Source organism: Vreelandella arcis, from assembly GCF_900103865.1.
Taxonomy (GTDB): Bacteria; Pseudomonadota; Gammaproteobacteria; order Pseudomonadales; family Halomonadaceae; genus Vreelandella; species Vreelandella arcis.
The window spans coordinates 60679-84622 of the sequence record NZ_FNII01000013.1; the positions used below are offsets into that span (position 1 = coordinate 60679).

The 23944-nt window shown below is 58.0% G+C and carries 19 protein-coding genes; 14 read left to right on the forward strand and 5 right to left on the reverse strand.

All coding sequences use genetic code 11. The features are described 5' to 3' along the window. Positions 1 to 7: 7 nt before the first annotated feature. The 8 genes from BLR97_RS15080 (at position 8) to BLR97_RS15115 (ending at position 9165) form a co-directional block, all read left to right on the forward strand. The gene (locus tag BLR97_RS15080) at positions 8 to 730 is read left to right on the forward strand and encodes a murein L,D-transpeptidase catalytic domain family protein (protein WP_089707351.1); all 723 of its coding nucleotides are present in this window, start codon (positions 8 to 10) and stop codon (positions 728 to 730) included. A gap of 119 nt (positions 731 to 849) precedes the next feature. Further along, positions 850 to 1896 (forward strand): patatin-like phospholipase family protein, encoded by a 1047-nt coding sequence (locus BLR97_RS15085; protein ID WP_089707352.1) that lies wholly within the window; start codon positions 850 to 852, stop codon positions 1894 to 1896. A gap of 286 nt (positions 1897 to 2182) precedes the next feature. Further along, entirely contained in the window at positions 2183 to 3535 is a 1353-nt protein-coding gene (locus BLR97_RS15090) for a NarK family nitrate/nitrite MFS transporter (protein ID WP_089707353.1), read from the forward strand. Positions 3536 to 3601: 66 nt separating this feature from the next. Next, positions 3602 to 4864: a nitrate regulatory protein gene (locus BLR97_RS15095; protein ID WP_089707354.1), complete on the forward strand. Its 1263-nt coding sequence runs from the start codon at positions 3602 to 3604 to the stop codon at positions 4862 to 4864. 100 nt (positions 4865 to 4964) lie between these two features. After that, a complete protein-coding gene (locus BLR97_RS15100) occupies positions 4965 to 5651 on the forward strand; it encodes an SDR family oxidoreductase (RefSeq protein ID WP_089707355.1) in 687 nt (228 codons plus the stop codon). 134 nt (positions 5652 to 5785) lie between these two features. Then, a complete protein-coding gene (locus tag BLR97_RS15105; protein ID WP_089707356.1) occupies positions 5786 to 6778 on the forward strand; it encodes an LLM class flavin-dependent oxidoreductase in 993 nt (330 codons plus the stop codon). 112 nt (positions 6779 to 6890) lie between these two features. Then, positions 6891 to 7385, forward strand: a complete 495-nt coding sequence (locus tag BLR97_RS15110; protein ID WP_089707357.1) for a GNAT family N-acetyltransferase — start codon at positions 6891 to 6893, stop codon at positions 7383 to 7385. A gap of 121 nt (positions 7386 to 7506) precedes the next feature. Further along, a complete protein-coding gene (locus tag BLR97_RS15115; RefSeq protein ID WP_089707358.1) occupies positions 7507 to 9165 on the forward strand; it encodes a sensor domain-containing diguanylate cyclase in 1659 nt (552 codons plus the stop codon). Here BLR97_RS15115 and BLR97_RS15120 read toward each other — a convergent pair. Both BLR97_RS15120 and BLR97_RS15125 read right to left on the reverse strand, forming a co-directional pair. Continuing rightward, positions 9162 to 9710 carry a DUF1415 domain-containing protein gene (locus BLR97_RS15120; RefSeq protein WP_089707359.1) on the reverse strand — a complete coding sequence of 183 codons (549 nt, stop codon included), beginning with the start codon at positions 9708 to 9710 and terminating at the stop codon, positions 9162 to 9164. The genes BLR97_RS15115 and BLR97_RS15120 overlap by 4 nt on opposite strands. Before the next feature lie 77 nt (positions 9711 to 9787). Further along, positions 9788 to 10456 (reverse strand): GntR family transcriptional regulator, encoded by a 669-nt coding sequence (locus tag BLR97_RS15125; RefSeq protein ID WP_089707360.1) that lies wholly within the window; start codon positions 10454 to 10456, stop codon positions 9788 to 9790. A gap of 174 nt (positions 10457 to 10630) precedes the next feature. On the opposite strand from BLR97_RS15125, the gene BLR97_RS15130 reads away from it, so the two are divergent. From BLR97_RS15130 to BLR97_RS15140, 3 genes are all read left to right on the forward strand, one after another. Further along, positions 10631 to 11200, forward strand: coding sequence for a chromate transporter (locus BLR97_RS15130; RefSeq protein WP_089707361.1), 570 nt, complete (start codon positions 10631 to 10633; stop codon positions 11198 to 11200). Then, complete coding sequence (locus BLR97_RS15135; protein ID WP_089707362.1) at positions 11197 to 11727, forward strand: chromate transporter; 531 nt, start codon at positions 11197 to 11199, stop codon at positions 11725 to 11727. Before BLR97_RS15130 ends, BLR97_RS15135 begins: the two co-directional genes overlap by 4 nt. Positions 11728 to 11795: 68 nt before the next feature. Next, positions 11796 to 13661: an ABC transporter ATP-binding protein gene (locus BLR97_RS15140; RefSeq protein WP_089707363.1), complete on the forward strand. Its 1866-nt coding sequence runs from the start codon at positions 11796 to 11798 to the stop codon at positions 13659 to 13661. 38 nt (positions 13662 to 13699) lie between these two features. On the opposite strand, the gene BLR97_RS15145 is transcribed toward BLR97_RS15140, so the two are convergent. Genes BLR97_RS15145 through BLR97_RS15155 form a run of 3 tightly spaced genes read right to left on the reverse strand, consistent with a single transcriptional unit; the run spans position 13700 to position 18997 of the window. Next, a complete protein-coding gene (locus tag BLR97_RS15145) occupies positions 13700 to 15430 on the reverse strand; it encodes a bifunctional protein-serine/threonine kinase/phosphatase (RefSeq protein WP_089707364.1) in 1731 nt (576 codons plus the stop codon). Further along, positions 15418 to 16314 carry a uroporphyrinogen-III C-methyltransferase gene (cobA, locus tag BLR97_RS15150; RefSeq protein ID WP_089707365.1) on the reverse strand — a complete coding sequence of 299 codons (897 nt, stop codon included), beginning with the start codon at positions 16312 to 16314 and terminating at the stop codon, positions 15418 to 15420. The genes BLR97_RS15145 and cobA overlap by 13 nt, the downstream gene beginning before the upstream one ends. Next, positions 16274 to 18997 (reverse strand): nitrate reductase, encoded by a 2724-nt coding sequence (locus BLR97_RS15155; protein ID WP_089707366.1) that lies wholly within the window; start codon positions 18995 to 18997, stop codon positions 16274 to 16276. The genes cobA and BLR97_RS15155 overlap by 41 nt, the downstream gene beginning before the upstream one ends. 715 nt (positions 18998 to 19712) lie before the next feature. Between BLR97_RS15155 and BLR97_RS15160 the strand changes: the two genes are divergently transcribed. From BLR97_RS15160 to nirD, 3 genes are read left to right on the forward strand one after another with little or no spacing between them, the layout of a single operon-like run. Beyond that, positions 19713 to 21008 (forward strand): NAD(P)/FAD-dependent oxidoreductase, encoded by a 1296-nt coding sequence (locus tag BLR97_RS15160; protein ID WP_089707367.1) that lies wholly within the window; start codon positions 19713 to 19715, stop codon positions 21006 to 21008. After that, positions 21008 to 23524 (forward strand): nitrite reductase large subunit NirB, encoded by a 2517-nt coding sequence (gene nirB, locus BLR97_RS15165; protein WP_422821929.1) that lies wholly within the window; start codon positions 21008 to 21010, stop codon positions 23522 to 23524. Before BLR97_RS15160 ends, nirB begins: the two co-directional genes overlap by 1 nt. A gap of 40 nt (positions 23525 to 23564) precedes the next feature. Continuing rightward, positions 23565 to 23939 carry a nitrite reductase small subunit NirD gene (gene nirD, locus BLR97_RS15170; RefSeq protein ID WP_089707368.1) on the forward strand — a complete coding sequence of 125 codons (375 nt, stop codon included), beginning with the start codon at positions 23565 to 23567 and terminating at the stop codon, positions 23937 to 23939. The last annotated feature ends 5 nt before the right edge of the window (positions 23940 to 23944 follow it).

The window sequence follows — 23944 nt, forward strand, 5'->3', positions numbered from 1 at the left end:
GACTTATATGGTGCCACTTTTTTCGCTTCGTGCTTGGCTTATTTGCCTACCCGCGACGTTATTGTCATTTCCGATCCACGCCAACAGCTTTTTTAGCCACGTTGATTCGACACCGCCTAACGGCGTTCTGCCGTTACACCATCAACTGCTCCAGCTAGCCCCTAGCGCCAGCCCCGACGCGCTACGTCTCGCCGCCCAAGCGCTCAGCTGCCGCGACCCTTACGCCGAACGCTTAGCGGTCATTGATTATTCACTGCCGTCAACAGAACCCCGCCTGTGGGTATTTGACCTAGCCCAGCACGAACTAATGTTTCGTGAGTTAGTGTCTCACGGGCAAGGCTCAGGGGATGCAAAAGCAGAGACCTTTTCCAACATTCCCAACAGCCACCAATCAAGCATTGGGCTGTTTAAAACAATGAATAGTTACTACGGCCGCAATGGCTACTCGCTGCGCCTGGAAGGATTAGAAGCCAACGTAAACGACAACGCCTTTGAGCGGGCCATCGTGATTCACGGTGCCGACTACGTGAGCGAAGACTTTATTGACCAGACGGGACGGCTGGGGCGCAGCCACGGCTGCCCGGCGGTTCGCGAAGCCGTGACCTACCCCTTGATCGACAGCCTGAAAGACGACCAATACGTGTTCGCGTATTACCCTGACCAGGAGTGGTTAGCTACCTCACAGGTGATTAACTGCCCGAATGCGCCGTCGCTCGCCCAGCGTCACTAGTTGGGTGGTAGGCCGGATGACAGCTGAATCGCCCGGTAGATAACGGTTCCAGCCCCCAATGTGCCATGCTGGTAGCCACTTGGCTGTTTGTTGACCGCCAACCGCACGGAGGCAAACCGATGGTTCAACCCAAATCGTTAGACTTAGCATTACAGGGCGGCGGCTCTCACGGCGCCTACACCTGGGGCGTCATCGACCGTTTACTAGCGGACTCAAGGGTCGAAATTGAGGGCATCAGCGGCACCAGTGCCGGCGCCATGAACGGCGTGGTGATGGCCGATGCCCTAACCCGTGGCGATAAAGAAACCGCCCGGCAGGCATTGCACGATTTCTGGCAAGCCGTTAGCCGTGCAGGAATGGCAAGCCCAATCCGCCGTACGCCACTGGATAAGCTGGTCGGCAACTGGAGTCTTGAGCACTCACCGGGCTATATCGCCATGGATCTGATGAGCCGTCTGGTCTCGCCTTATCAGTTCAATCCACTCAACGTGAACCCGCTGCGTGAGATTGTCGCCGAGCGGATCGACTTTGACCGAGTGCGTCGCTGCGAACAGCTCAAGCTGTTCGTGACGGCTACCAACGTACGCACCGGTAAACAGCGCGTGTTTCGCCGCCACGAGATGAGTATTGATGCCGTCATGGCCTCTGCCTGCCTGCCGTTTGTGTTTCAAGCCGTCGAAATTGACGGAGAGGCTTATTGGGATGGCGGCTATATGGGTAACCCGGCCCTGTTCCCGCTGATGGAAGAATGTAGCGCACGCGATATCCTACTCGTTCAGATCAACCCCATTCGTCGCGACACTCTCCCCACCACGGCGTCGGCCATCATGAACCGCCTCAACGAGATCACGTTTAACTCGGCGCTGATTAAAGAAGTACGCATGATCGCCATGCTCAAGCAGGTGCTTGATGCCCAAGGCATCGAAAACTGCTACTCGCAGGCACTCTTCCATCGCATCAGCGGCGAAAAGGCATTACAAGAACTTTCGGTATCCAGCAAGCTTAACGCCGAGTGGCCCTTCCTGTGCCATTTGTTTGAACAGGGACGCGCTGCCACCGACCGTTGGCTTGAGCAAAACATTGCAGCATTGGGGGAGCACTCCACGCTGGATATCGAGGATGTCTACATGGACGACAGCCCGGCGCCTTCTTCAGCACCAATATAAGTCAAACCGGGTTCGCCAATGCCCAACAATGCAGCATTGGCGTTGCATAAAAACCTGCACCCAACACTCACCTATAAGTAATTACCTGATAAAAATAAAAAAAGTCTTCCATGGCAACCACTTTGCATAATCATAACCAGTGGTAGTAGGCGTGGACCAGGCCCAACCGGGTACGAGTGCGTCGAACCTGACCTTCAATGACGAAGGCATGTTCTCGTGAACTGATGACACTGCGTGATTGCTGCGCAGGGTATTGAACTCGTAACAAGACCCGTGAGGCCATCCCATGGATATTCGCAACAAAGCCAACCGCATTCGGTTGCTCAATTTCTCCACGCCGCAAATGCGTGCGTTTCACTTTTCTTGGTTTGCTTTCCACCTCTGCTTCTTTGGCTGGTTCGGCATTGCCCCGCTTATGGCGGTGGTGCGTGAAGACTTAGCGCTTACCCAGACGCAAATCGGCAACACGATCATTGCCTCGGTCGCCATCACCGTCATCGTGCGCCTGGTGATTGGCGTATTATGTGACCGCCTGGGGCCGCGCAAAACCTATTCGGGGCTGCTGCTGCTCGGCTCGATCCCGGTCATGGCCATTGGCCTGGCCGATAGCTTCGAGACCTTCCTCATGGCGCGGCTGGCGATCGGCGCCATCGGTGCGTCGTTCGTGATTACCCAGTACCACACTTCCATCATGTTTGCGCCCAACGTGGTCGGCACGGCCAACGCCACCAGCGCGGGCTGGGGCAACCTGGGCGGGGGTACCACCCAGATCGTGATGCCGCTGATCTTTGCCGGTATGCTGATGCTCGGCGTCAACGAGGCGCTGGGCTGGCGGTTGGCCATGGTCGTGCCGGGCGTCGTACTGTTCTTTACCGGCATCGCCTATTGGCTGTTTACCCAAGACGCCCCCGATGGCAACTTTGACGAGCTTCGTGCTCGCGGCGAGCTACCGCCCGCCAGTGGCGAACACGGCGCTCTACAAAGCTTTACCGTGGCGGCAAAAGATATTCGCGTGTGGGCTCTGTTTGTCGTGTATGGCATTTGTTTTGGCGTAGAGCTGACGATCAATAACATCGCCGCTATCTACTTTTTCGATAATTTTGAGCTGACGCTGGCCACCGCCGGTCTGATTGCCGGGCTGTTTGGGCTGATGAATATTTTTGCGCGCACCCTCGGCGGCATGTTTTCCGATCTGTTTGCCAAACAGGGGGGCCTGAAGGGACGTGTGCGCTGGCTATTGGTGGCGCTGATTTGCGAAGGGATCGCACTGATTGCCTTTTCACAGATGCACGTTCTGAGCCTGGCCATTGGTATCATGCTCGTCTTTAGCCTGTTTGTGCAGATGGCCGAGGGGGCGACCTACGGCGTGGTTCCATTCATCAATAAAAAGGCCATGGGGGCGGTGGCCGGTATCGTCGGCGCGGGCGGCAACGTCGGCGCGGTGTCCGCTGCCTTCCTGTTCCGTAGCGAAAGCCTGACGTATCAGCAGGGTTTGTTCTACCTTGGTCTTGCCGTACTGGCGCTGGCCTCCTGCGTCTTGCTGGTGCGCTTCAGCGATGCCCAGGAAGCCGAAGAGGCCATCGCCTATCGCGATGCGGTGGGGGACGATACCGGGGCCGGTGCCCTATCGTTACGTTAAATGACGCCTGCTGCGCACGTCCCTGGACGTGCGCAATATACGGCGGTGAGCCATAAGGAACGCATTATGTCTTCAGCTCAACAGCTACTGTTAACCGCCAAACGATGCGATATCGACAACCTGACCCACCTCGCGACCACCTGTGAAATTGTCGGCGATATTAGTCACTTTATTCACATGTTGCAGCGTGAGCGGGGGGCGTCGACGATTTTCTTAGTGTCTCAGGGCGTCCGCTTCAAACAACGCCGCGCCACGTATCAGCAGCATAGCCAAGATGCCGAAGCGCTAATGCGCCGCCGCCTGGAAGCGTTAGGCGAAGAAGCGCGCCCCCAGGCCGCCGCACGCCTGCTACGCCGTATTGCCAACGTATGGTACGCGCTCGACGAGCTTAGCGCGCTACGTCACGCCATTGATACGTTCGCCATTACACCAGACGCCGCCACCCAAGCGTTTAATCGATTAACCAGTGGCTTGCTGGCGATTGTATTTGAAGCCGCCGATACGGCCATCGATCCGGATATCACCCGCACTCTGGTAGCCATTTTCCATTTGATGCAAGGTAAGGAACTGGCCGGTCAGGAGCGCGCCTGTGGTGCCTTCGGCTTTACCCAAGGGCATTTTGACAATGCTCACAGCTCGCTGCTTACCCAACTGATCACCGACCAGCAACGCTGCTTTGATACCTTTGTGGAATTTGCCCCATCGGAAGCCCAGCAGCGCTGGGAGCAAGAGTTGTCGCCACGCACGCTCTCGGGTATCGGCCAATTACGGGATATTGCCTGTCAGCGGGCCACGCACCCGGATACGTCGGATTCATTGGGTGAAACCTGGTATGAGCTGACCACATTGCGCATCGACAGCATTAAACGCGTGGAGGATGCGCTCAACGATCAACTCACCGCGCTTTGCCATTGCAAGATTAATCAGGCCCATGCCGCACTGGAAAAAGCCAAGGCCGACCCCTGCGCCAACGCCTTGTCGCCTTGCGCGCAACTGCTGGCGTTGAGCAGTACCGAACCACTGGGTGATTTGACCGCCAATGCGCTTGACTCGCCACTGGGTCGGTCGCTGATAGAACTTGCCCAGGCACAATCAAGCCGCCTGCAGGGGCTTAGCGACGAGCTGGAAAATACCCGTAAAGCGCTGCGCGAACGCAAACTGATCGAGCGGGCCAAAGGCCTGATCATGGCCCACCAAGAAATGACAGAAGAAGAAGCTTATCGCTTTCTGCGCACCACCTCGATGAATCAAAGCAAAAGCATGGCCGACATGGCGCAGTCGATTCTTGACCTGTCCCCCATACTCAAACGTAAAGAAACCAACCAATAACGCTCCCGCACAAATCGTTCGCAGGCTTACGATTTGCATAACTGCGCTCAGTTAGCCATGCTAAGGGGTCATTTATGGTTATCGGCAGGAAGCGCAAACGATGCATAATCGCGTATTACTTATCACGGGGGCCTCGAGCGGGATCGGTGCTGCCACGGCTCGTGCCGCGTCCACAGAAGGTTATAAGCTTGTATTGGCTGCTCGCTCAACGGACAAACTCACCGCGCTTGCCCATGAGTTAGGGCCGGAGAATGTGCTGACCTGCGCGTTGGACGTCACCCGCATGGAAGACCAGCGCGCCATGGTCGATGAAGCGCTGGAAACCTTTGGCCGCATTGATGCGGTATTTGCCAACGCTGGATGCGGCGGCACACCAGGGGGCTTTAGTGAGGCCGACCACGAACGTTGGAAAGACATGATTCTGACCAATGTTTACGGCGTAGGGCTTACCCTTCAAGCCTGCTTACCCGCACTCAAACGCAGCAAAGGCCATGTGCTCCTCACCGGCTCTGCGGCGGGACGCGCGACCATTCCCGGCTCTATGTACAGTGCCACTAAGTGGGCGGTGACCGGTATCGGTTATAACTTACGCGAAGAACTGCGTGGCACCGGTATGCGGGTGACGTTAATCGAACCTGGCATGGTCGACACACCGTTCTTCGACGAACCACCCGAACATGCGCTGCAAGACCGCGACATTGCCAATGCCGTCGTGTACGCGCTGGCGCAACCGGCCAATGTCGACGTTAACGAAATTCTGATACGCCCGACCCCACCGCTGGAATAACGCGTTTTGGCTGACTCACCGCCTTGTAATTAATCAATGCTGGCCGCATATCAAATGATTAACAAGCGTGCTAATGATTTTAAGCGGCACACAGCCGCTTTAGCTCGTTCACTTTCCAGCTAAACAGGTGATGCATGAGCGACCTCGCGTCCACCACGCTATCCGTACTCGATCTCGCCCCTATTCGTCAGGGCGGCAGCGCTGCGGAGACCTTTCAAGACAGCGTTTCACTTGCCCAGTTTACCGAAAAATTGGGCTACCACCGCTATTGGCTGGCCGAACACCACAACATTGAAGGCATCGCGAGCGCTGCCACGGCAGTGCTGATCGGTCATATTGCGGGGCAAACCTCGCACATTCGCGTGGGTAGCGGCGGCATCATGTTGCCCAATCATCCACCGCTGGTAGTCGCCGAACAATTTGGCACGCTGGAAACACTCTACCCAGGACGCATCGACCTGGGACTTGGACGGGCACCGGGCTCAGACGGCGCGACGATGCAGGCCATGCGCCGCCACGCCCGTGCCGGGGTGGACGACTTTCCCGCCCAGTTAGACGAGCTGCGCGGCTATCTTGCCGAGGCCACACCACACCAGCGGGTAAAAGCCGTTCCTGGCCAAGGAACCCATGTGCCTATTTGGCTGCTGGGATCGAGTGGCTTTAGCGCGCAGTTAGCCGCCAAGCTTGGCCTGCCGTTTGCCTTTGCCGCCCAGTTCGCGCCCGGCTACCTGTTTGAGGCGTTACGCCTGTACCGTGACAATTTCCAGCCCTCTGCCCACTTGGACGCCCCTCATGCCACGGTAGGGTTGCCGGTGATAGCCGCGGAAAGCGACGCCATGGCCGAGTACTTGGCGACCACAGCCCAACAGAAATTCCTCAATCTGATCCGCGGCAAGCCGACGGTCTCGCTGCCCCCAGTGGAACAGTTAGATTGGTCACCCATGGAGCGCGCTCAAGTTGAACAGTTTTTAGGTGCGGCGATTATCGGCGGCCCCGAGACGGTAAAAGCCAAGCTAGCCGATTTCCAGGCGCGCACAGGCGCCAACGAGCTCATGATTAACAGCGATTTCTACGACCATCAAGACCGGCTGAGAAGTTACCAAATTGTCGCCGACGCGGCTAAGTGATCAGATAAGATTATCGCCAGCCATAGCACAGCGGGGCTCCTGAGGCAGCCCCGCATTGGCTTATCGCTTTTATTGCCGTTTAGCTCACCTGCCACACCAGGAAATCAAGACGATGTCTGCGTTCACTTTTACCCCGATGTCATACGCTGACTTTAAGACGTTTTGGCCAGCGTTTCAGCAAATCGTCGCCGCTCAGGAAACCTACGCGATTGAGCCGGACATAACCCGCGACGACGCCTACCGCCTGTGGTTTATATCGCCCCGCACGACTTTCGTAGTTAAGGATGCAACCGGGGGGATACTCGGCACCTATTATCTAAAGGCCAACGCTGCCGGCCCCGGTGATCATGTCTGCAACTGCGGCTACATGGTGGCAGATGCGGCTCGAGGAAAAGGCGTGGCCCGTGCAATGTGCGAACACTCCCAGCAGCAAGCCCGCGAACTGGGGTTCTGCGCCATGCAGTTCAACGCCGTCGTGAGCACTAACGACGTGGCGGTGGCACTTTGGCAGCGGCTGGGGTTTGCCATTGTCGGCACGGTGCCGGGAGCATACCGTCACGCTCAGTACGGCGACGTAGATACCCACGTCATGTATAAAGCCCTTTAAATTTCGAGCGTTTAACTTATCGGCGTCAATAGCCTCGCCTTGGGTTGCCCACCGGTTGCCATCGTGGTTGTATACGTCACCAATTCTGGATAATTCCCGTCCCTTCAATGAGATGTTGGTGATGACTGATCACGTGTTGCGGCTTAGCCGTATTTCACTTCGCACGCGCTTTACCCTGCTGGCGGTCGCGCTGGTGTTTGGCATCACCCTGCTGCTTAGCTGGGTGGCAGCCCGGCATTCAGCTGACCAGCTAGAAGCCAATATCGGCGCATCCACAGCAGAATCCGCCTATCAAATGGTCGATAAACTCGACCGCAGCATGGATGCCCGCATAAAAGAGGTAAAGCTGCTATTAGGCATTGAAGCACTGACCACCGGCATCGATAACAATCAACTCCGAACCCAGTTGGAAACACTGCAGGACAACTATAACGTGGTGTCGTGGATTGGCTTTACCGACCCTAACGGAGTAGTCCAAGCCGCGTCGGGTGGCATTTTGGAAGGCGCATCGATTGCGGAACGCCCCGTATTTCAAAACGGCCGCGAGGGTATGTGGATAGGCGATGTCCATGACGCCGTCCTGCTTTCTCAGCGCCTTCCCAACCCCTACGGCGAAGCGCTACAGTTTGTCGATATAGCCACCCCCGTTTACACCCAGGATGATACGTTCCTTGGTGTGCTCGCCGTTCACCTCAGTTGGGAATGGGCCGCCTATATTCAACGCGCAATGTTCTCGCCCGCTCAACGTCGACAAGGAACCGAACTCTTCCTGTTATCAGCCGACGGTACTGTATTACTAGGCCCCGATGACATGCTCGGCCAACCGATTAACGCTCTCACGCCACTCGTTACGTCAGCCACCGCTTCGCCAACCTGGACAATTGAGCGGTGGCCAGATGGTCAGCGCTACGTGACCGGCGTGGCGCGTAGCCAAGGCTACGAGGATTTTCCTGGGTTAGGTTGGGTGGCCGTCAGCCGACAGCCAATTGAGCAGGCGTTTGCTCCGGTGGAGCGCCTGCAATACGTCATCATCGGTGTCGGCGTGTTGTTAGCCTTGATATTTGCGGTGATCGGCTGGGTGATGGCGTCTCGGCTGACGGCACCGTTGACCCGGCTGTCTCACGCGGCGGACAACATCCATGACACTACTCAAACGCCCAGCGATATTCCTCTCGAAACCGGCTCCCCCGAGCTAAAGCGCCTTTCCACGTCAATGCGCAACATGGTGGGACGCTTGCTTGATCAAAACCGCACCATTCGCCACCTGGAGGATCTCGCCAATAGCGATCCATTGACGGGGCTACCCAATCGCACATTTCTTAACCACTACCTATTAAATGCCTTGCCCGAGGCACAACGCCAACAACAGAGTATCGCGTTGGTGTATATCGACTTGGACGGTTTTAAACAGGTAAACGATGAGTTAGGTCACCACGCGGGCGACCTGCTGCTGATTGATATTACCCAGCGCCTGCAGGACGTTTTGAGGGTTGACGATTTGGTCGTTCGTTGGGGCGGTGATGAATTTGCCATGGTCTTACAAGCGCCTACTCATCTGCTGGAGGCTCTGACCCACGATGTTAGCCAGCGGGTCATCACGGCCATTACTCAGCCGGTGGCACTACCCGAACATCCTGCGGTCACGGTCAGCTGTAGCCTGGGCGCGGCTTGGTGGCCAGAGCATAGCCAAGACATTGAAGAGGTCATGCGACTTGCCGACGCGGCCCTTTATACCGCTAAGGAAAAGGGCAAACACCGGCTCGTCATTCATCAACCTTAATCGTCAACAGTACAGCAGCGTTGCCACAAGTGTTCCACGGCTTCACTACCCATGGCGTTTAGCATGGCCACATTGCGCTCGGGGATCGCCGCGGTATCGCCATAATGGTCAATCGCCTGAGCGACGCTCTCCTCACGCAGCAGATGCACCATGGCGTGGGGCGAGCGGTTGGTGTAATTAGCGGGTTCAGCGTCTTCAAAGCAGTAATCTGGATGAAATGTAGCTAGCTGATAGATCCCTTCATACCCTTGATCCACCAAGATGCTTTCTGCCAGCTCAACAAAATCCAGGTAATGGTCAAAGCTTTTAAACAGCGTGGGAAACACCAGTAGCGTGGTTTCGGTTTCGGGATGCTCGTCTAACCAATGAACCTCGACCATCAACTCTTCGAGTGCAACCTCGATTTTTTTAGAGCGCACGACCTCAACGCGCACCGTCTCCCGAGCCATTTCTCGACCCGCAAACGGGCATATATCGTGTGCCACGATAAAGCGGCTTACCCAATTCAGCGTCTGTGCGATGACCGTTTTATCTGCGTCTTGCATGCCTGCTCCCAAGCCACTCGTGTAGTTCGCCGATGCCCATCACCGCCGACAGCCCGACAGTTTACACGTCATGCGGATTAAGCGTGTTCCTGATACCGCTTTAGCGCCAGCTGATAAGATTTTTGAATGTGGTCATCCATAAGCGCACGGGCGGCTTTGCTATCCCGTTTTAAGGCAAGCGCCACCAGTTCGTGATGTTGCTCATCGAGGGTTTGTCTTACCGTGGGCATTTTGGGGCCCAGGCGACGATAGCGATCAAATTGATCGTGCAGCTGCTCGATAAAGCGCAATAGCCAAACGGAGCCGCAGGGGGCCACGAGTGTGCGGTGAAACTGACTGTGCAAAGACTCCCACTCCTCGCCTTTATCCAGCGTCGTGTCGGCGCGTTTAAGGCGGTGGGCCGCCGCAAGCAGCTCGGCTTCCCAGACGTCATCGCCGTGCTGAATGGCACGTTCAAACGCCATTCCTTCCAGTTCAAGGCGCATATTGGCGATGTCATCCAGCTCACTGCGGGATAGCTTCGGCACCCTGAAACCCCGCTGATTTTCCTGGACTAACAGCCCGTAGGCCGCCAGCTTGTTCAACGCCTCGCGCAGCGGGCTCAAGCCAACATGATAACGCTCTTTGAGGGCGTTGATCGCCAGCTTCTCGCCGGCCACAAACTGCCCACCCACCAGATCTCGCCGCAACGTCTCGTAAATCCGGCTGGACGCCGTACCGATCACTGGCTGAACATGGTGATTCATATCAGTTCCTTTTTGCATCTTGGCCCCCTACCTTCGTTCGCTCGAGTTGACGCTCAGGGAGGCACTCGCCTATATTCTATTTTATATAAAATAATCGATTTTTTAACCAACAACCGATAAATAAGGGCCCGGTATGCGCTGTATCACATTTCCGACTCTACGGGACTCTCGCCCATGAAGCCCTCGGCTGTCTCTTGGCAACTGTTCTGGGCTTTTTTCCGCGTCGGCATTTTAGGGTTCGGGGGCGGTCCCGCCATGATCCCCCTAGTACGTGCCGAGGTCGTTACCCGCCACCGCTGGCTCACCGATGAGGAGTTCGCCGACGTGCTGGCGATTGGCAATACGTTACCCGGCCCCATCGCCACCAAAATGCCCGGCTACATCGGTTACCGGGTGGGCGGAGTAACCGGCTGCATCGCCGCCGTCATCGCCATCATCTTACCCATGATCGTCGCCATGATTGCCATGTTAAGCCTCTTCAGCCGCTACCGCGATGTCGCCTGGATTCGCGGCATGGGTCAAGCGGTGGTGCCTGTTGTCATGGTGATGATGGCACAACTCACCTGGGACTTTTTTGATAAATCGAAAGCCGTATTGGGCTGGCTGACCAGTGCCGTCATGGCAATCGCCGCCGCCGGTCTTATTTACTGGCTCGGCGTTCATCCGGGTTGGGTCATTGGTGCCATTCTAGTCACTGCCCTATTACGCCCCACAGGCACTAAAAAAGCTGAGGGGCCTGTATGATCTATTGGGATCTTTTCCTCGCGTTTTTTATCCCCAATATTATCGGTTACGGCGGTGGTCCGGCGATTATTCCGCTGATCGAGGCCGAAGTAGTGGGTCGCTATGGCTGGATGACCGCGCAAACTTTCGCTGAAACGTTAGCGCTAGGTAACGCCTTGCCCAGCCCTATCGCGACCAAAATGGCCGGGTATATCGGCTACGATGTCGCCGGCATCGGCGGCGCTTGCGTGGCGGTAGCCGCTACCGTGATCCCGACCTTGCTATTAATGCTGGGCGCGCTAGGGCTTTTATACCGCCACCGCGAGTCCCCACGCGTTAAACGCATGAGCCAATGGGTACGCCCGGTGATCGCCATGATGATGGCTTGGCTCACCTTAGGTTTTTTACTCGAGAGCCTCGACTCCAGCGGCGCCATTCACACCTTAATTATCGGTACCGCTGCCGCTATTGCACTGATTCGCTTCAAAACGCACCCCGCCTTTGTGGTCATCGGGGCCTTGGTGTATGGTGGAGTATTTCTTGGCTGAACTGGCTATCCACGGTGAATCCCCGCATCATGGCGATCCTCTTTTGCTAGTTTATCGCCTGTCCAGTTATGCCATCATCATCTGAATCAACACCATCGTCTAAGACGACTTCTTCTTCACCGCTAAGCGGTTTTTTGGGTGTATTTCGTTATAGTCGCCGCGCGCTTAGCTTGGTGTGGGAAACTTCACGCTGGATGATGCTGGGCTTAGCATTATGCACACTGGTCGCCGGGGTGCTCCCCGCCGTGGCGGCTTGGGTTGGCCAACTGATTGTCGATGGTGTGGTGAGTGCGATGCAAACCCACCGCGAAGCCAGCAACCCCGACTTACTCACCACTATCCTCCCTGTATTAAAACTCGTCGCTTTTGAGGCGTTGATTATCGCGCTTATTGCGCTCGCCCAGCGCGGCCTTTCGGCTCAGCAGGCGTTACTCCGTGCGCTGCTGGGGCATAAGGTCAACGTAATGATCCTGGAAAAAGCCGGCCAGCTGTCGCTCAGCCAGTTTGAAGACTCTGAGCTTTACGACCAGCTTACTCGAGCGCGACGCGAAGCGTCCACGCGCCCGCTTGCGTTGGTTAATAAAACCTTTGGGCTACTGCAAAACGCTATCTCTTTAGGTAGTTTCGGGGTGCTGCTGGTGCAGTTTTCCCCCTGGGCGCTGCTGATTTTGGTGGCCGGTGCCCTGCCGGTGTTTCTCTCGGAAGCCAAATTCTCGGGTGATGCATTCCGGCTGTTTCGCTGGCGTTCGCCGCAAACGCGCATGCAGATATACCTTGAAACGGTGCTCGCCCGGGAGGACAGCATTAAAGAGGTCAAGCTATTTGGCCTCGAAGGACTCTTTCTTAAGCGCTATCGCGATATTTTCACCCGGCTATTTGCCGAGGAACGTCGCCTCACGCTGCGCCGCGAAAGCTGGGGTTTCGTACTTGGGTTGCTGGGCACCTTGACCTTTTACGCTGCCTACGCCTGGGTGGTGATTGAAACCATTGCCGGGGCGCTCACCCTGGGCCAAATGACCATGTATCTGATGGTCTTCAAACAGGGCCAGGCCGCGCTGTCCGCCAGCCTGACCGCGATTAGCGGTATGTACGAAGACAACCTCTACCTGTCCAATCTGTATGAATACTTGGAACAGCCAGTTGAGGCTGACACCGGCACGCTGACCCAGGGTGCACTGCCCGGTGATGGCCTGCGCTTTGAGCACGTTAGCTTTGCCTACCCAGGTGGCGAAGATGTCCTGCACGATATTTCGTTGCACCTTTCCCCCGGCCAAAGCCTGGCCTTGGTGGGCGAAAACGGTTCAGGTAAAACAACCCTGATCAAGCTATTAACACGGCTCTACCACCCCACCCAAGGGCGAATCCTATTGGATGGTAGCGACCTGCGTGATTGGGATACACAGGCGCTGCGCGAACGCACGGGAGTGATTTTTCAGGACTTCGTACGCTACCAATTGCAGGTGGGGGAAAATCTGGGGGTGGGTGATACCCATGCGTTCGACGACGAGCAGCGCTGGCAACAGGCGGCGCGTCACGGCATGGCAGATGACTTCATCGCGGGAATGGCAAGCGGCTATCAAACCCAGCTTGGCCGCTGGTTTAAAAACGGCCAGGAACTCTCCGGCGGCCAGTGGCAAAAAATAGCCCTTTCCCGCGCCTATATGCGCGAGAACGCCGATATCATCGTGCTGGACGAGCCTACAGCCGCCATGGATGCCGCCGCAGAGGCCGCGGTCTTCGCCCGCTTCCGCGAGCACAGTCGCGACAAGATGGCCATATTAATCTCCCACCGTTTCTCCACTGTGCGTAGCGCTGATCTTATCCTGGTGATTGATCAGGGCAAGATCATTGAACGCGGCACCCACGACGAACTGCTCGCGGCGAAAGGCCGCTATGCGACGCTGTTTCAACTGCAGGCTGAGGGATACCGTTGATGGTTCCGCAGTCGCCCACTATGGCGTTGCAATCTGTATTATTGAGACATGTTGGTCAGCAGCGCCACGATAATGACGCCGAGCAGGACGCACAACCATTGCCAAAACCGCACCGGATCGCGCTCTAAAAGCGGCGGTCGCGACTGTTTCAGGGTTCCCGGGCTTGGCGTACGCAGCTCGAAGATAAATTCTGAAAGCACTGGATAGCGCTGTTGTGGGTTGGGATGCAGCGCCTTTTTGAGCACCTCATCCACCCATACGGGCAGTTCACGGTTTTCGCTCAGCGCGGAGCGGTAGGCAAGCTTGCGCTGGGCCGCTCGGGTGCGGGTTTTGGCCACCTCGGTGCCGTAGGGCAGCGTCCCGGCCAGCATCTGATAGGCAATCACCGCCAGCGAGTACAAGTCGGACTGCTCAGTGCCGCCCTCGCCCAGAAAATATTCCGGTGCCGTGTATTGGGCGGTGCCGAGTATCGGGTCAGCCTCGCCGGAAGCATCCGCGGCCTCGGCAATCCCCGCGATTCGTGTGGCGCCAAAATCAATCAGCCTGACCGTGCCGTGACGGTCGATCATGATGTTGTCCGGACGCACGTCCTGATGGAGCATTTCCAGCCGATGAAAGGCGCGCAGCCCTTTGGCCACCTGCTCGATAATGCCGCGCACTTCGGCCAAATCAGGGTCAGGATGGTCACGCATCCACTGAGTCAACGTCTGACCTTCAATATACGCCCATACGGTATACAGATAACGCCGCGATCCTCGCTGCTCAGGCGCGGATAGCACATGGGCATTATCAAGCCGTCGAGCGATCCACTCTTCTCGCACAAAACGCTCGACGCTTGCACGGTCCTCGGCCAGCTCGGTTGATAGGGTTTTCACCACCACATGCCGGTTGGTTTGCGGATCGTGCGCCAAATAAACGTGGCTGCGGGCGCTGGCATGGAGCGGCCGGATAATCCGCAGACCATCCAGCTCGCTATTCGCGCGCATCTCGGGCGGTGGAGGCAAGGTGCCCAGCGCATCGAAAAGCTCGTCAGCCTCACGCTCGGGCAACGTCTCAATACGCACCAGTTGCGCGGTCAGATTATCATCGCTGCCATTTGCTAGCGCGGCGTCCACTAATGCCTTTGCCGCCGCGTCCAGGTCACCAGTATTATCCTGGATAAGCGCCGTCATAGCGTGGGGGGAAAGCCACTCGTAAACACCGTCGCTGGCCAGCAAAAACACATCGCCTTCGCTGAGCGAGACGGCGCGATAATCCAGCTCCAGGTGTTGGCTTGCGCCCATCGCACGGCTCAGGTGGCTGACTTCTCGCGAAGCCCAAAAGCGATGATCCTCGGTCAGTGGCTCAAGCGTATTTCCTGCCAGTTGGTAGATGCGGCAGTCGCCTACATGGAACAAGTGAGCCGTCGCCGATTTAATAATCATCGCGCTCAGGGTACACACATAGCCACGATCCATGTCGTAGCGATACTGGCTTTGCCGCGTTTGCGCATACAGCCAGGCATTGGTGGCCTGCAGCACCCGCTGCGCCGAGCTTTTCACGCTCCAGGTGGACGGCGTGGCGTAGTAATCAGACAGGAAGCCGCCCACTGCCGCTTCGCTTGCATCGCGGCTCACCGCACTGCTGCTGATGCCATCGGCCAGGGCAACGGCGATGCCTTTGTGACGTCGCTGGGCATCACTGGGCAAATAAGCTCCATAAAAATCCTGATTGCTCGGTTTACGGCCTTTATCGGAGCATTGGCCCAGGGAAATGTTCAGTGCTGGCATGCATAGTGCACCTGGTTCTCGGTGGATGCCGGGCTTGTCGCGACGCGCTGCACTACGCTACCCACCATAATGACGCAGGGCGAGGGTAGCGGCTCAGCGGCCAACCGCTGGGGCATATCGACCAAACTGCCGACAAGCGACTGCTGATCGGGTTGGCTGGCGTTGGCGACCAGCATGATCGGCCAGTCATCGGGCAGCCCCGCCTCGCGCAGGCCAGCGCAAATCGCCGCCACCTTGGAAAGCCCCATGTAAAACACCAGGGTTTCGTCGCGGCGCGCCAAGGCCGCCCAGTCGGGTGTGCCGTCTTCACGGCACAGCTGCGCGGTGACAAAGCGCAACTGCTGGGCGTGGCCACGGTCGGTTAACGGAATGCCCATGCAGGCCGCCGCAGATGACGCGGCCGTAATGCCAGGCACGATGGTGACCGGTATCTGCGCGGCCGCCAGCGCATCCAGTTCTTCACCCATGCGGCCGAAAATACCGGGGTCGCCGCCTTTGAGACGCACTATCGATTTTCCCTGGCGAACAAGGCGCACCATCAGCGCGCCGATCTCATCCTGGGGAACGCTATGGTGCCCTTTCGCCTTACCTACATAATAGCGCTCGCAGCCTGCGGGGATCATCGCCAGCACGTCGTCGCCTACCAGCCGGTCGTACACCACGGCATCCGCCTGTTGCAGTAGACGCGCAGCCTTGAGGGTGAGTAACTCTGCATCGCCGCTGCCGGCCCCCACCAGATACACGTGGCCGCGCTGACAGTCGCCGCGCAGCGGAATACGAGCGGCTACGCCACTGCTGGCATTCCTGGTTAGCTCAAACCAACTTGCCAACCGCGCCAGGGGATTACACCACTTCAGAAGCTGGAATTTGCTTAGCGCGCGCATGGGGGCGCTCCTCTTCAAGTAACGATTTCAATTCGGGAATGCAGCTACCGCACTGGGTGCCGCAAGCAAGGCGTGCGCCGAGCGCCTCAACGCTGGTATCGCCCTGCAGGATGGCGTCGACAATCGCCGTTTGGCCGACTTGATGGCAACTACAAACCACTGGGCCGCTGTCCACCGCGCCGTCGTCGCACCCGGCCAGCAACCGACGGCGATGAGTATCGCTGATCGCGGTTTCGTTAAATCGCGCCTCCAACCAGGCAAGCCCCGGGAGCTCATTGGGCGGCCCCACCATCAACCACCACGTAAGCCGACCGTTTTCCACACCGGCCGCGCGCAGACGGCCCGTGGCGGCATCTTCACTCCATAGCGATGCCGGGGCAGGTAGCCACTCGGCAAGCGGCGCAAACCAGTCGCTAACGGTAGCACAATCGGCCAGTTGCCAGCGCTGGCAGCCGCGCATCGGAATCCGCGCCCAATAGTCGCTTTCGCACCAGTCGGGCATTGCAGGTAACGAGGCAATGGCGGCGTCGGCGACAAGGAGTGTCGCCTGCCAGGCGGTTGCCAGGGGGGCGAGCGCCACGGCGCCATGTTTGGCTTCGGGCTGGCCTGACACAGGGTCGGTGATACGTTCGATCAGCGCGCTGCTGCGCGCGTTGCCGGTAAAGCGGTCGGTCCAGTGTATCGGTACGAACACTTCCCCGCGCCGCTGGGCATTGGATACCCGTACCCTAGCGCGATACTCGCCGGTGGCAGCGGTCAAGACGCCAAGCGCCTGATCGTTAACGCCTGCCTGAGCGGCATCTTCCGGATGCACTTCCATAAAGGGCTCAGCACGATGGTTCATCAACCTAGGCGCGCGCGCGGTGCGCGTCATGGTGTGCCACTGATCACGAATCCGACCGGTATTAAGCCGCAGTGGGTACGCCTCGCTAAGGGCTTTCTCCGGCCCACGCGGGGTAATCGGCAACAGCCTGGCCCGGCCATCGAGAGTGGCAAATTCGCCATCCTCAAACAGTCGAGCAGTGCCATGCGGGGCAGCCGCTGTGACCGGCCACTGAATTGGCGCAAGCGCGTCGTAGCCATCGAGACCCAGCCCGACCAGGCCCGAAATATCGAACAGCCGTTGAGTCACACCGCTATTTTCAAAGCCGGAAAGCCGCGCATGTTCGTCAAAAATCTCGTGGGGATGAGCATAATCGAACGCCTCATTAAAGCCCAGCCGTTTGGCGAGTTCGCAGATAATCTGCCAGTCGTGTTTCGCCTCGCCGGGCGGCGGCAGCATGCCGCGCTGGCGCGAGATGCGCCGCTCGGAATTGGTCACGGTACCGTCTTTCTCGGACCAACCGGAAGCGGGCAGCACGATATCGGCGTAGGGCAGTAGGTCGGTATCGGCGGCACACTCCGAGACAATCACCAACGGGCATTTTTCTAGCGCGGCCCTGATGCGGGCAGTATCGGGCAGGCTGATGGCCGGGTTGGTCGCCATTATCCACAGCGCTTTAATTTCGCCACGCTCGATGGCATCAAACAGCTCAACGGCTTTGTAACCGGGGCCGTTCGGCAACGAGGGCTCCAGATTGTCAGTGGCCCAAAAGCGACTGACTAGATCCTGCGCACCGGGGGTGTCGTAATCCATGTGTGCAGCAAGCTGGTTGGCCAGACCACCCACCTCGCGCCCACCCATGGCATTGGGCTGGCCGGTGATCGAGAACGGCCCTGCCCCGGGCAGGCCAATTTTACCGCCCGCCAAATGGCAATTGATGATCGCGTTGCACTTATCCGTGCCACTGGAAGACTGATTGACGCCTTGAGAATATAGCGTCACCACGTGTAGCTGGCTTGCGAACCAGTAATAGAAGGTTTCCAGGCGCTCGGCATCCACCTCGCAGGCTGCCGCCACCTCGGCGACACTACCCGCCGTTTGCTGGGCAGCACTTAACGCTTCGTCGAGGCCTTGGGTGTGACGCTCAAGGTAAATGTGATCGAGTTTGCGCTTGGCCGCCATCTGCGCCAGCAGCCCGTTGAACAATACCGCGTCGCTACCGGGCTTGATGCCTAGGTAAAGATCCGCGATTTCGCAGCTATCTGTCACCCGTGGGTCGACCACCACCACACGCATCAGCGGGTTGCGCTCTTTGGCGACTTTGATGCGCTGGTAAAGCACCGGGTGATTCCAGGCCAGGTTCGAGCCCACTAGCACGATCAGCTCCGCGTCTTCCAGATCCTCGTAGTTGCACGGCACCGCATCTGCACCGAAGGCGCGTTTGTAACCCGCCACCGCCGAGGCCATGCACAGCCGCGAGTTGGTATCTAAATGCGGCGTGCCCAAAAAGCCTTTAAATAGCTTATTGGCGACGTAGTAATCTTCAGTTAACAACTGCCCAGAAAGATACGCCGCCACGCTGTGGTTGCCATGCTCGGCCCGCAGCGTGTTTAAGCGTTCGGCAATGGTGCTCAGCGCGGCCTCCCAGGAGACCTCAACGCCATCCACTCGCGGACGGGTCAGGCGACCCTGCTCGCCCAGCGTTTCGTGCAACGCTGAGCCTTTCACGCACAGCCGGCCGAAATTAGCGGGGTGTTCGCGGTCGCCTTCCACCGCGCTCAGCGTACCCGCGTCGTCAACGGTGGCCGTTACGCCACAGCCGACGCCACAGTAGGGGCAGGTGGTTTTGGCTTGGTGCATGGTGACTCCTCGAAAGCTTTGCAACGATGTCCATAAAAACGTCCATAAAAAAACGTCCAGGCCGCTAACCCTGTTGCGCAAAACGCGCAAGGTCGATCAGCAGGCTGGACGTCGTTGCCACAGCGAGCACCGTCAAAGGTGCCAAACGTATTTTTTAATGGTTACTTATTTTTTAACGACTTTATTGGGGTTGTTCGCTGCCATTGGTTTTCATGAACGCAATACAATGCGCGATTGTTCCTTATGCCTAATTAGCTGCAAACACCAAGCCGTCACCTAGCATTTTGTTAAAAAATCTTTAAAAAACATGTTTTTGATTACAAACCACACGCCCATCGCGGCCATCCACTACCCCGCCACCGCTCAAAGTTTGTGTGCTGAGAGTGCAACTCACCCCTCTATACGCACCAACAGTGTGCATACAGTCGGTCAGCGCATTCACTCGTGTTTTTTGCCCATTCATTCAAGACAATGAAAATAAAGTAAAAAAAATAAATAACCCTGGATTGGCCGCCGACTTGCTTGTTACTAGCCATAGATAACTTGTTGGCAGCCAATGGCGGCTGTCGCGCGTTAATTAGACGCTACCGGGCAACGACGCCCCTGACCTCGTGTTTCCTAATTGCTAGGGGGCACGCTGTGTCGGGGGCGTTTTTGTTGGGTGCCAAGCACGCCATGACGCATGGCCACCACGCACGATAGAAAGGAGCCACCAATGGAAACTACTTCCCGGTGCTCATCTGATGACCATCTAGTGATTATTGGTAACGGCATGGCCAGCCACCGTTTGGTGGAAATACTGATCAACCAGCCGCAACGCCCCAGGGCGATTACCGTCATCGGAGCGGAATCGGTACCCGCCTACAACCGGATTCTGCTCTCGCCGTTGCTGGCAGGCGACATGCAACACGACGCACTGACCCTGCGCGACGCCGACTGGTACGCAGACAACGGCGTGACGCTGTGCCTGGGTGAGCGGGTTGAGACCATTGACCGTGAGAACCGCACTCTGGAAACCGACGGTGGCCATACCATTCGCTATGACCGGCTGGTACTGGCTACCGGCTCGCGCCCGACGCTACCCCAAGTTCCCGGCATCGATCTTAACGGCGTTCATGGGTTTCGCGACTTCCACGACGTTGCCGAACTGGAGGCAATTGCCCAACGCGGCGGCCATGCGCTGGTGATTGGTGGTGGCCTGCTCGGCCTGGAAGCCGCTGAAGGACTGCGCAAGCGCGGCAACAGGCTTAGTGTCAGCGTGCTTCAGCGCAGCGGTCGGCTAATGAATCGCCAGTTGGACGCCACTGCCGCTGGTTTACTCAAGCAGGCGCTGGTAAAGCGCGAGCTCAACATTCTCACCCACGCCCAACTCGCCAAGCTTGAAGGCGACGCCAACGGCCACGTGTGTGCAGCGGTACTTAATGATGGGCGGCGACTGCCCACCGACAGCGTGATTATCGCCGCCGGTATCACCCCTAATGCCGAACTGGGCCGTGAGGCTGGGCTCAACACCGACCGCGCGGTGATGGTCGATCGTTATCTAACCACTTCTGATCCGGCTATTTTTGCCCTCGGCGAATGCTGCCAGTTTGAGCAGCATACCTATGGCTTGGTCGAGCCTATTTGGCACCAGGTTGACGTGCTAGCGGCGATCCTCAGCGGTGAAGCAAACGACGGCTACCGCGAAGCCCCCACCGCCACCAAGCTCAAGGTAAGCGGCGTGGCGCTTTATGCGTTCGGCCCCACCGACCCAGAACCAGAGCACGACGAACTGCGCTACCAGGATCCCCAAAGCGGCGACTACCGCCGCCTACTGCTGCGCGATGGACGCATTGAAGGGGCCGTACTTTACGGCGATACCCGGCATGGCACCTGGTACTTCGAGCAAGCGCTGGCGGGCACCGATCTAACCCCTTACCGCCAGGCTCTGTTGTTTGGCGCAGCCGATGTAGAAGTGCTCAAAGATCAGCAGAACGACACCCCCCATTTATCGACCTCAGAGGCGGCATAATGATGTCTTCCAAGAATCCCGAACAGCTTATTATTATTGGTAACGGCATGGTCGGCCACCACTTGGTCGAGCAGTTAGTCGATAACGGCGCCCTCGAGCGTTATCAGGTCACCGTGTTTGGCGAAGAGCGCCACCGGGCCTACGACCGGGTGCACCTGTCAGAATACTTCAGCGGCCGAGATGCCGATTCGCTGGCGCTTTGCGAGGCGGATTACTACGCCACCAGTGGTGTGGAACTGCGCACTGGCGAAGCCGTCATCGAGATCGACCGCAGCGCTCACGAAGTGGTCACCGATCAGGGCCGCTACCCCTATGACCGCATCGTACTGGCCACCGGTTCCTTCCCGTTTGTGCCGCCGATTCCCGGTAACGACCGCGAGGGCTGCCTGGTATATCGCACCCTGGATGATCTTGATGCCATCCAAGCCGCCGCCGAAAACGCTACCAACGGCGTAGTTGTCGGTGGCGGCCTACTGGGCCTTGAGGCTGCCAATGCGCTGCGCGGCTTGAACCTCGACACCGCCGTGGTGGAGTTTGCCTCGCGGCTGATGCCGATGCAGGTGGATAACGAAGGCGGCGAGCTGCTGCGCGAAAAAATCGAAGCGCTGGGCGTGCAGGTGCTCACCGAGCGTGCCACCCAGCGCATTGAGGACGGCGACAACAGTCATCACCGCATGGTCTTCCAGGACGACAAAGTGCTGGAAACCGACCTGATCGTGTTTTCCGCCGGGATTCGCCCTCGCGACCAGTTGGCCCGGGACTGCGACCTGGAGATCGGCGAACGCGGCGGCGTGGTGGTCGATGACCAGTGCCGCACCAGCGACCCCGCCATCCTAGCGATTGGCGAAGTAGCGCTGTGGAACCAGAGTATTTTCGGCCTGGTCGCCCCCGGCTATCAAATGGCCAAGGCGGCGCTCGCCACGCTGACCGACGGCGACACCCGCTTTGGCGGCGCGGACATGAGTACCAAGCTCAAACTGCTCGGTGTGGATGTTGGTTCGATTGGCGATGCCCACGGCAACCAGAACCCGGGCGCACGGATGTTTCGCTACCTCGACCCGTTGACCCAGGTATACCGCAAGATGGTGGTATCCAGCGACGGCAAGAAGCTGCTGGGCGCCATGCTGGTGGGCGATAACAGCGCCTACGACACCCTGCTGCAGTATTACGCCAACCGCATTGAACTGCCCGACGAACCGGCCTCGCTGATTCTGCCCCAAAGCAGTGGCGCCGCGCCCACGCTCGGCCCCGGTGCACTGCCGGAAACCGCCACCATCTGCTCGTGCCACAACGTCACCAAGGGCGATATTTGCGCCACCATCGATGACGGCGCCGTCGACCTTGGCGGCGTCAAAGACGTTACTAAAGCCAGTACCGGCTGCGGTGGTTGTACGGCACTGCTGAAAAGCGTGGTTGACCACGAGCTGGAAGCACGGGGCGTCGAGGTCGACAAATCGATCTGCGAACACTTCGCCTTCACCCGCCAGGAGCTTTACGACATCGTGCGTGTAGAAGGTATCAAGACCTTCAGCGAGCTGATTGGCAAGCACGGCAAACAGGACACCCATTGCCTGGGCTGTGATATCTGCAAACCCGCCGTGGCCTCGATTCTCGCCTCCTGCTTTAACGAACCAATCACCGATGCTGCCCACGTGCCTCTGCAGGACACCAACGATACCTTCATGGCTAACATGCAGAAAAACGGCACTTATTCAGTGGTGCCGCGTGTCGCCGGTGGTGAAATTACCCCCGACAAGCTGATCGTGCTCGGTGAGGTCGCCAAGAAATACGACCTCTACTCCAAAGTGACCGGCGGTCAGCGCATCGACCTGTTCGGCGCGCGCCTGGAAGACCTGCCGGATATCTGGGGCGAGCTGATCGAAGCCGGCTTTGAAACCGGCCACGCCTACGGCAAGTCGCTGCGCACCGTTAAATCTTGCGTGGGCAGCACCTGGTGTCGTTACGGCGTGCAGGACAGCGTCGGCATGGCGATCCAACTGGAGAATCGCTACAAGGGGCTGCGCTCGCCGCACAAGATCAAGTTTGGCGTATCCGGCTGCACCCGCGAGTGTGCCGAGGCGCAAAGCAAGGATATCGGCATTATCGCCACCGAAAACGGCTGGAACCTGTATGTCTGCGGCAACGGCGGCATGCGCCCGCGTCACGCCGAACTGTTCGCCACCGATCTGGACGACGAGCAGCTGTACCGCACCATTGACCGCTTTCTGATGTTCTACGTGCGCACCGCCGACCGTCTCCAGCGCACCTCTGTATGGCGCGAAAACCTCGACGGCGGTTTGGACTACCTCAAGGAAGTCATCCTGGAAGACAGCCTGGGCATCAACGACGAGCTGGAGCGTCAGATGCAGACCGTAGTGGATACCTACCAGTGCGAATGGGCCGACGCCATCAGCGACCCGGAGAAACTCAAGCGCTTCCGCAGCTTCGTCAACGACGACCGCCCGGATCCGTCGATCATTATGACCAGCGAGCGCGGCCAGCTACGGCCTGCTTGATCGGCGCGTTAACTGACTCTGAATAAAAACGAGGTACCTTATGACCGCAACGGCAATGAAAAAAGAGATGGATACGATGGCGTGGCAAAAAGTCTGTACCAAAGTCGATCTTGTGGAATTCTCCGGCGTCGCCGCCTGGCTTGAAACCGCCGACGGCCCCGCGCAAGTGGCGATCTTTTATCTTCCCGGCCAGGGTAATGAGCTTTTCGCGCTGGATCATCACGATCCTTTCTCCAACGCCAACGTGATTGCCCGTGGGATTGTGGGCGACCTTAAGGGCGCGGCGGTGGTCGCCTCGCCCATCTACAAACAGCACTTCCGCCTCGAAGACGGCCAGTGCCTGGAGGATGAAGACGTCAAGCTGCGTACCTGGAAGATCGAATTTAAAGGGGATGAGGTGTGGGTAGAGGGCTAAGCTGC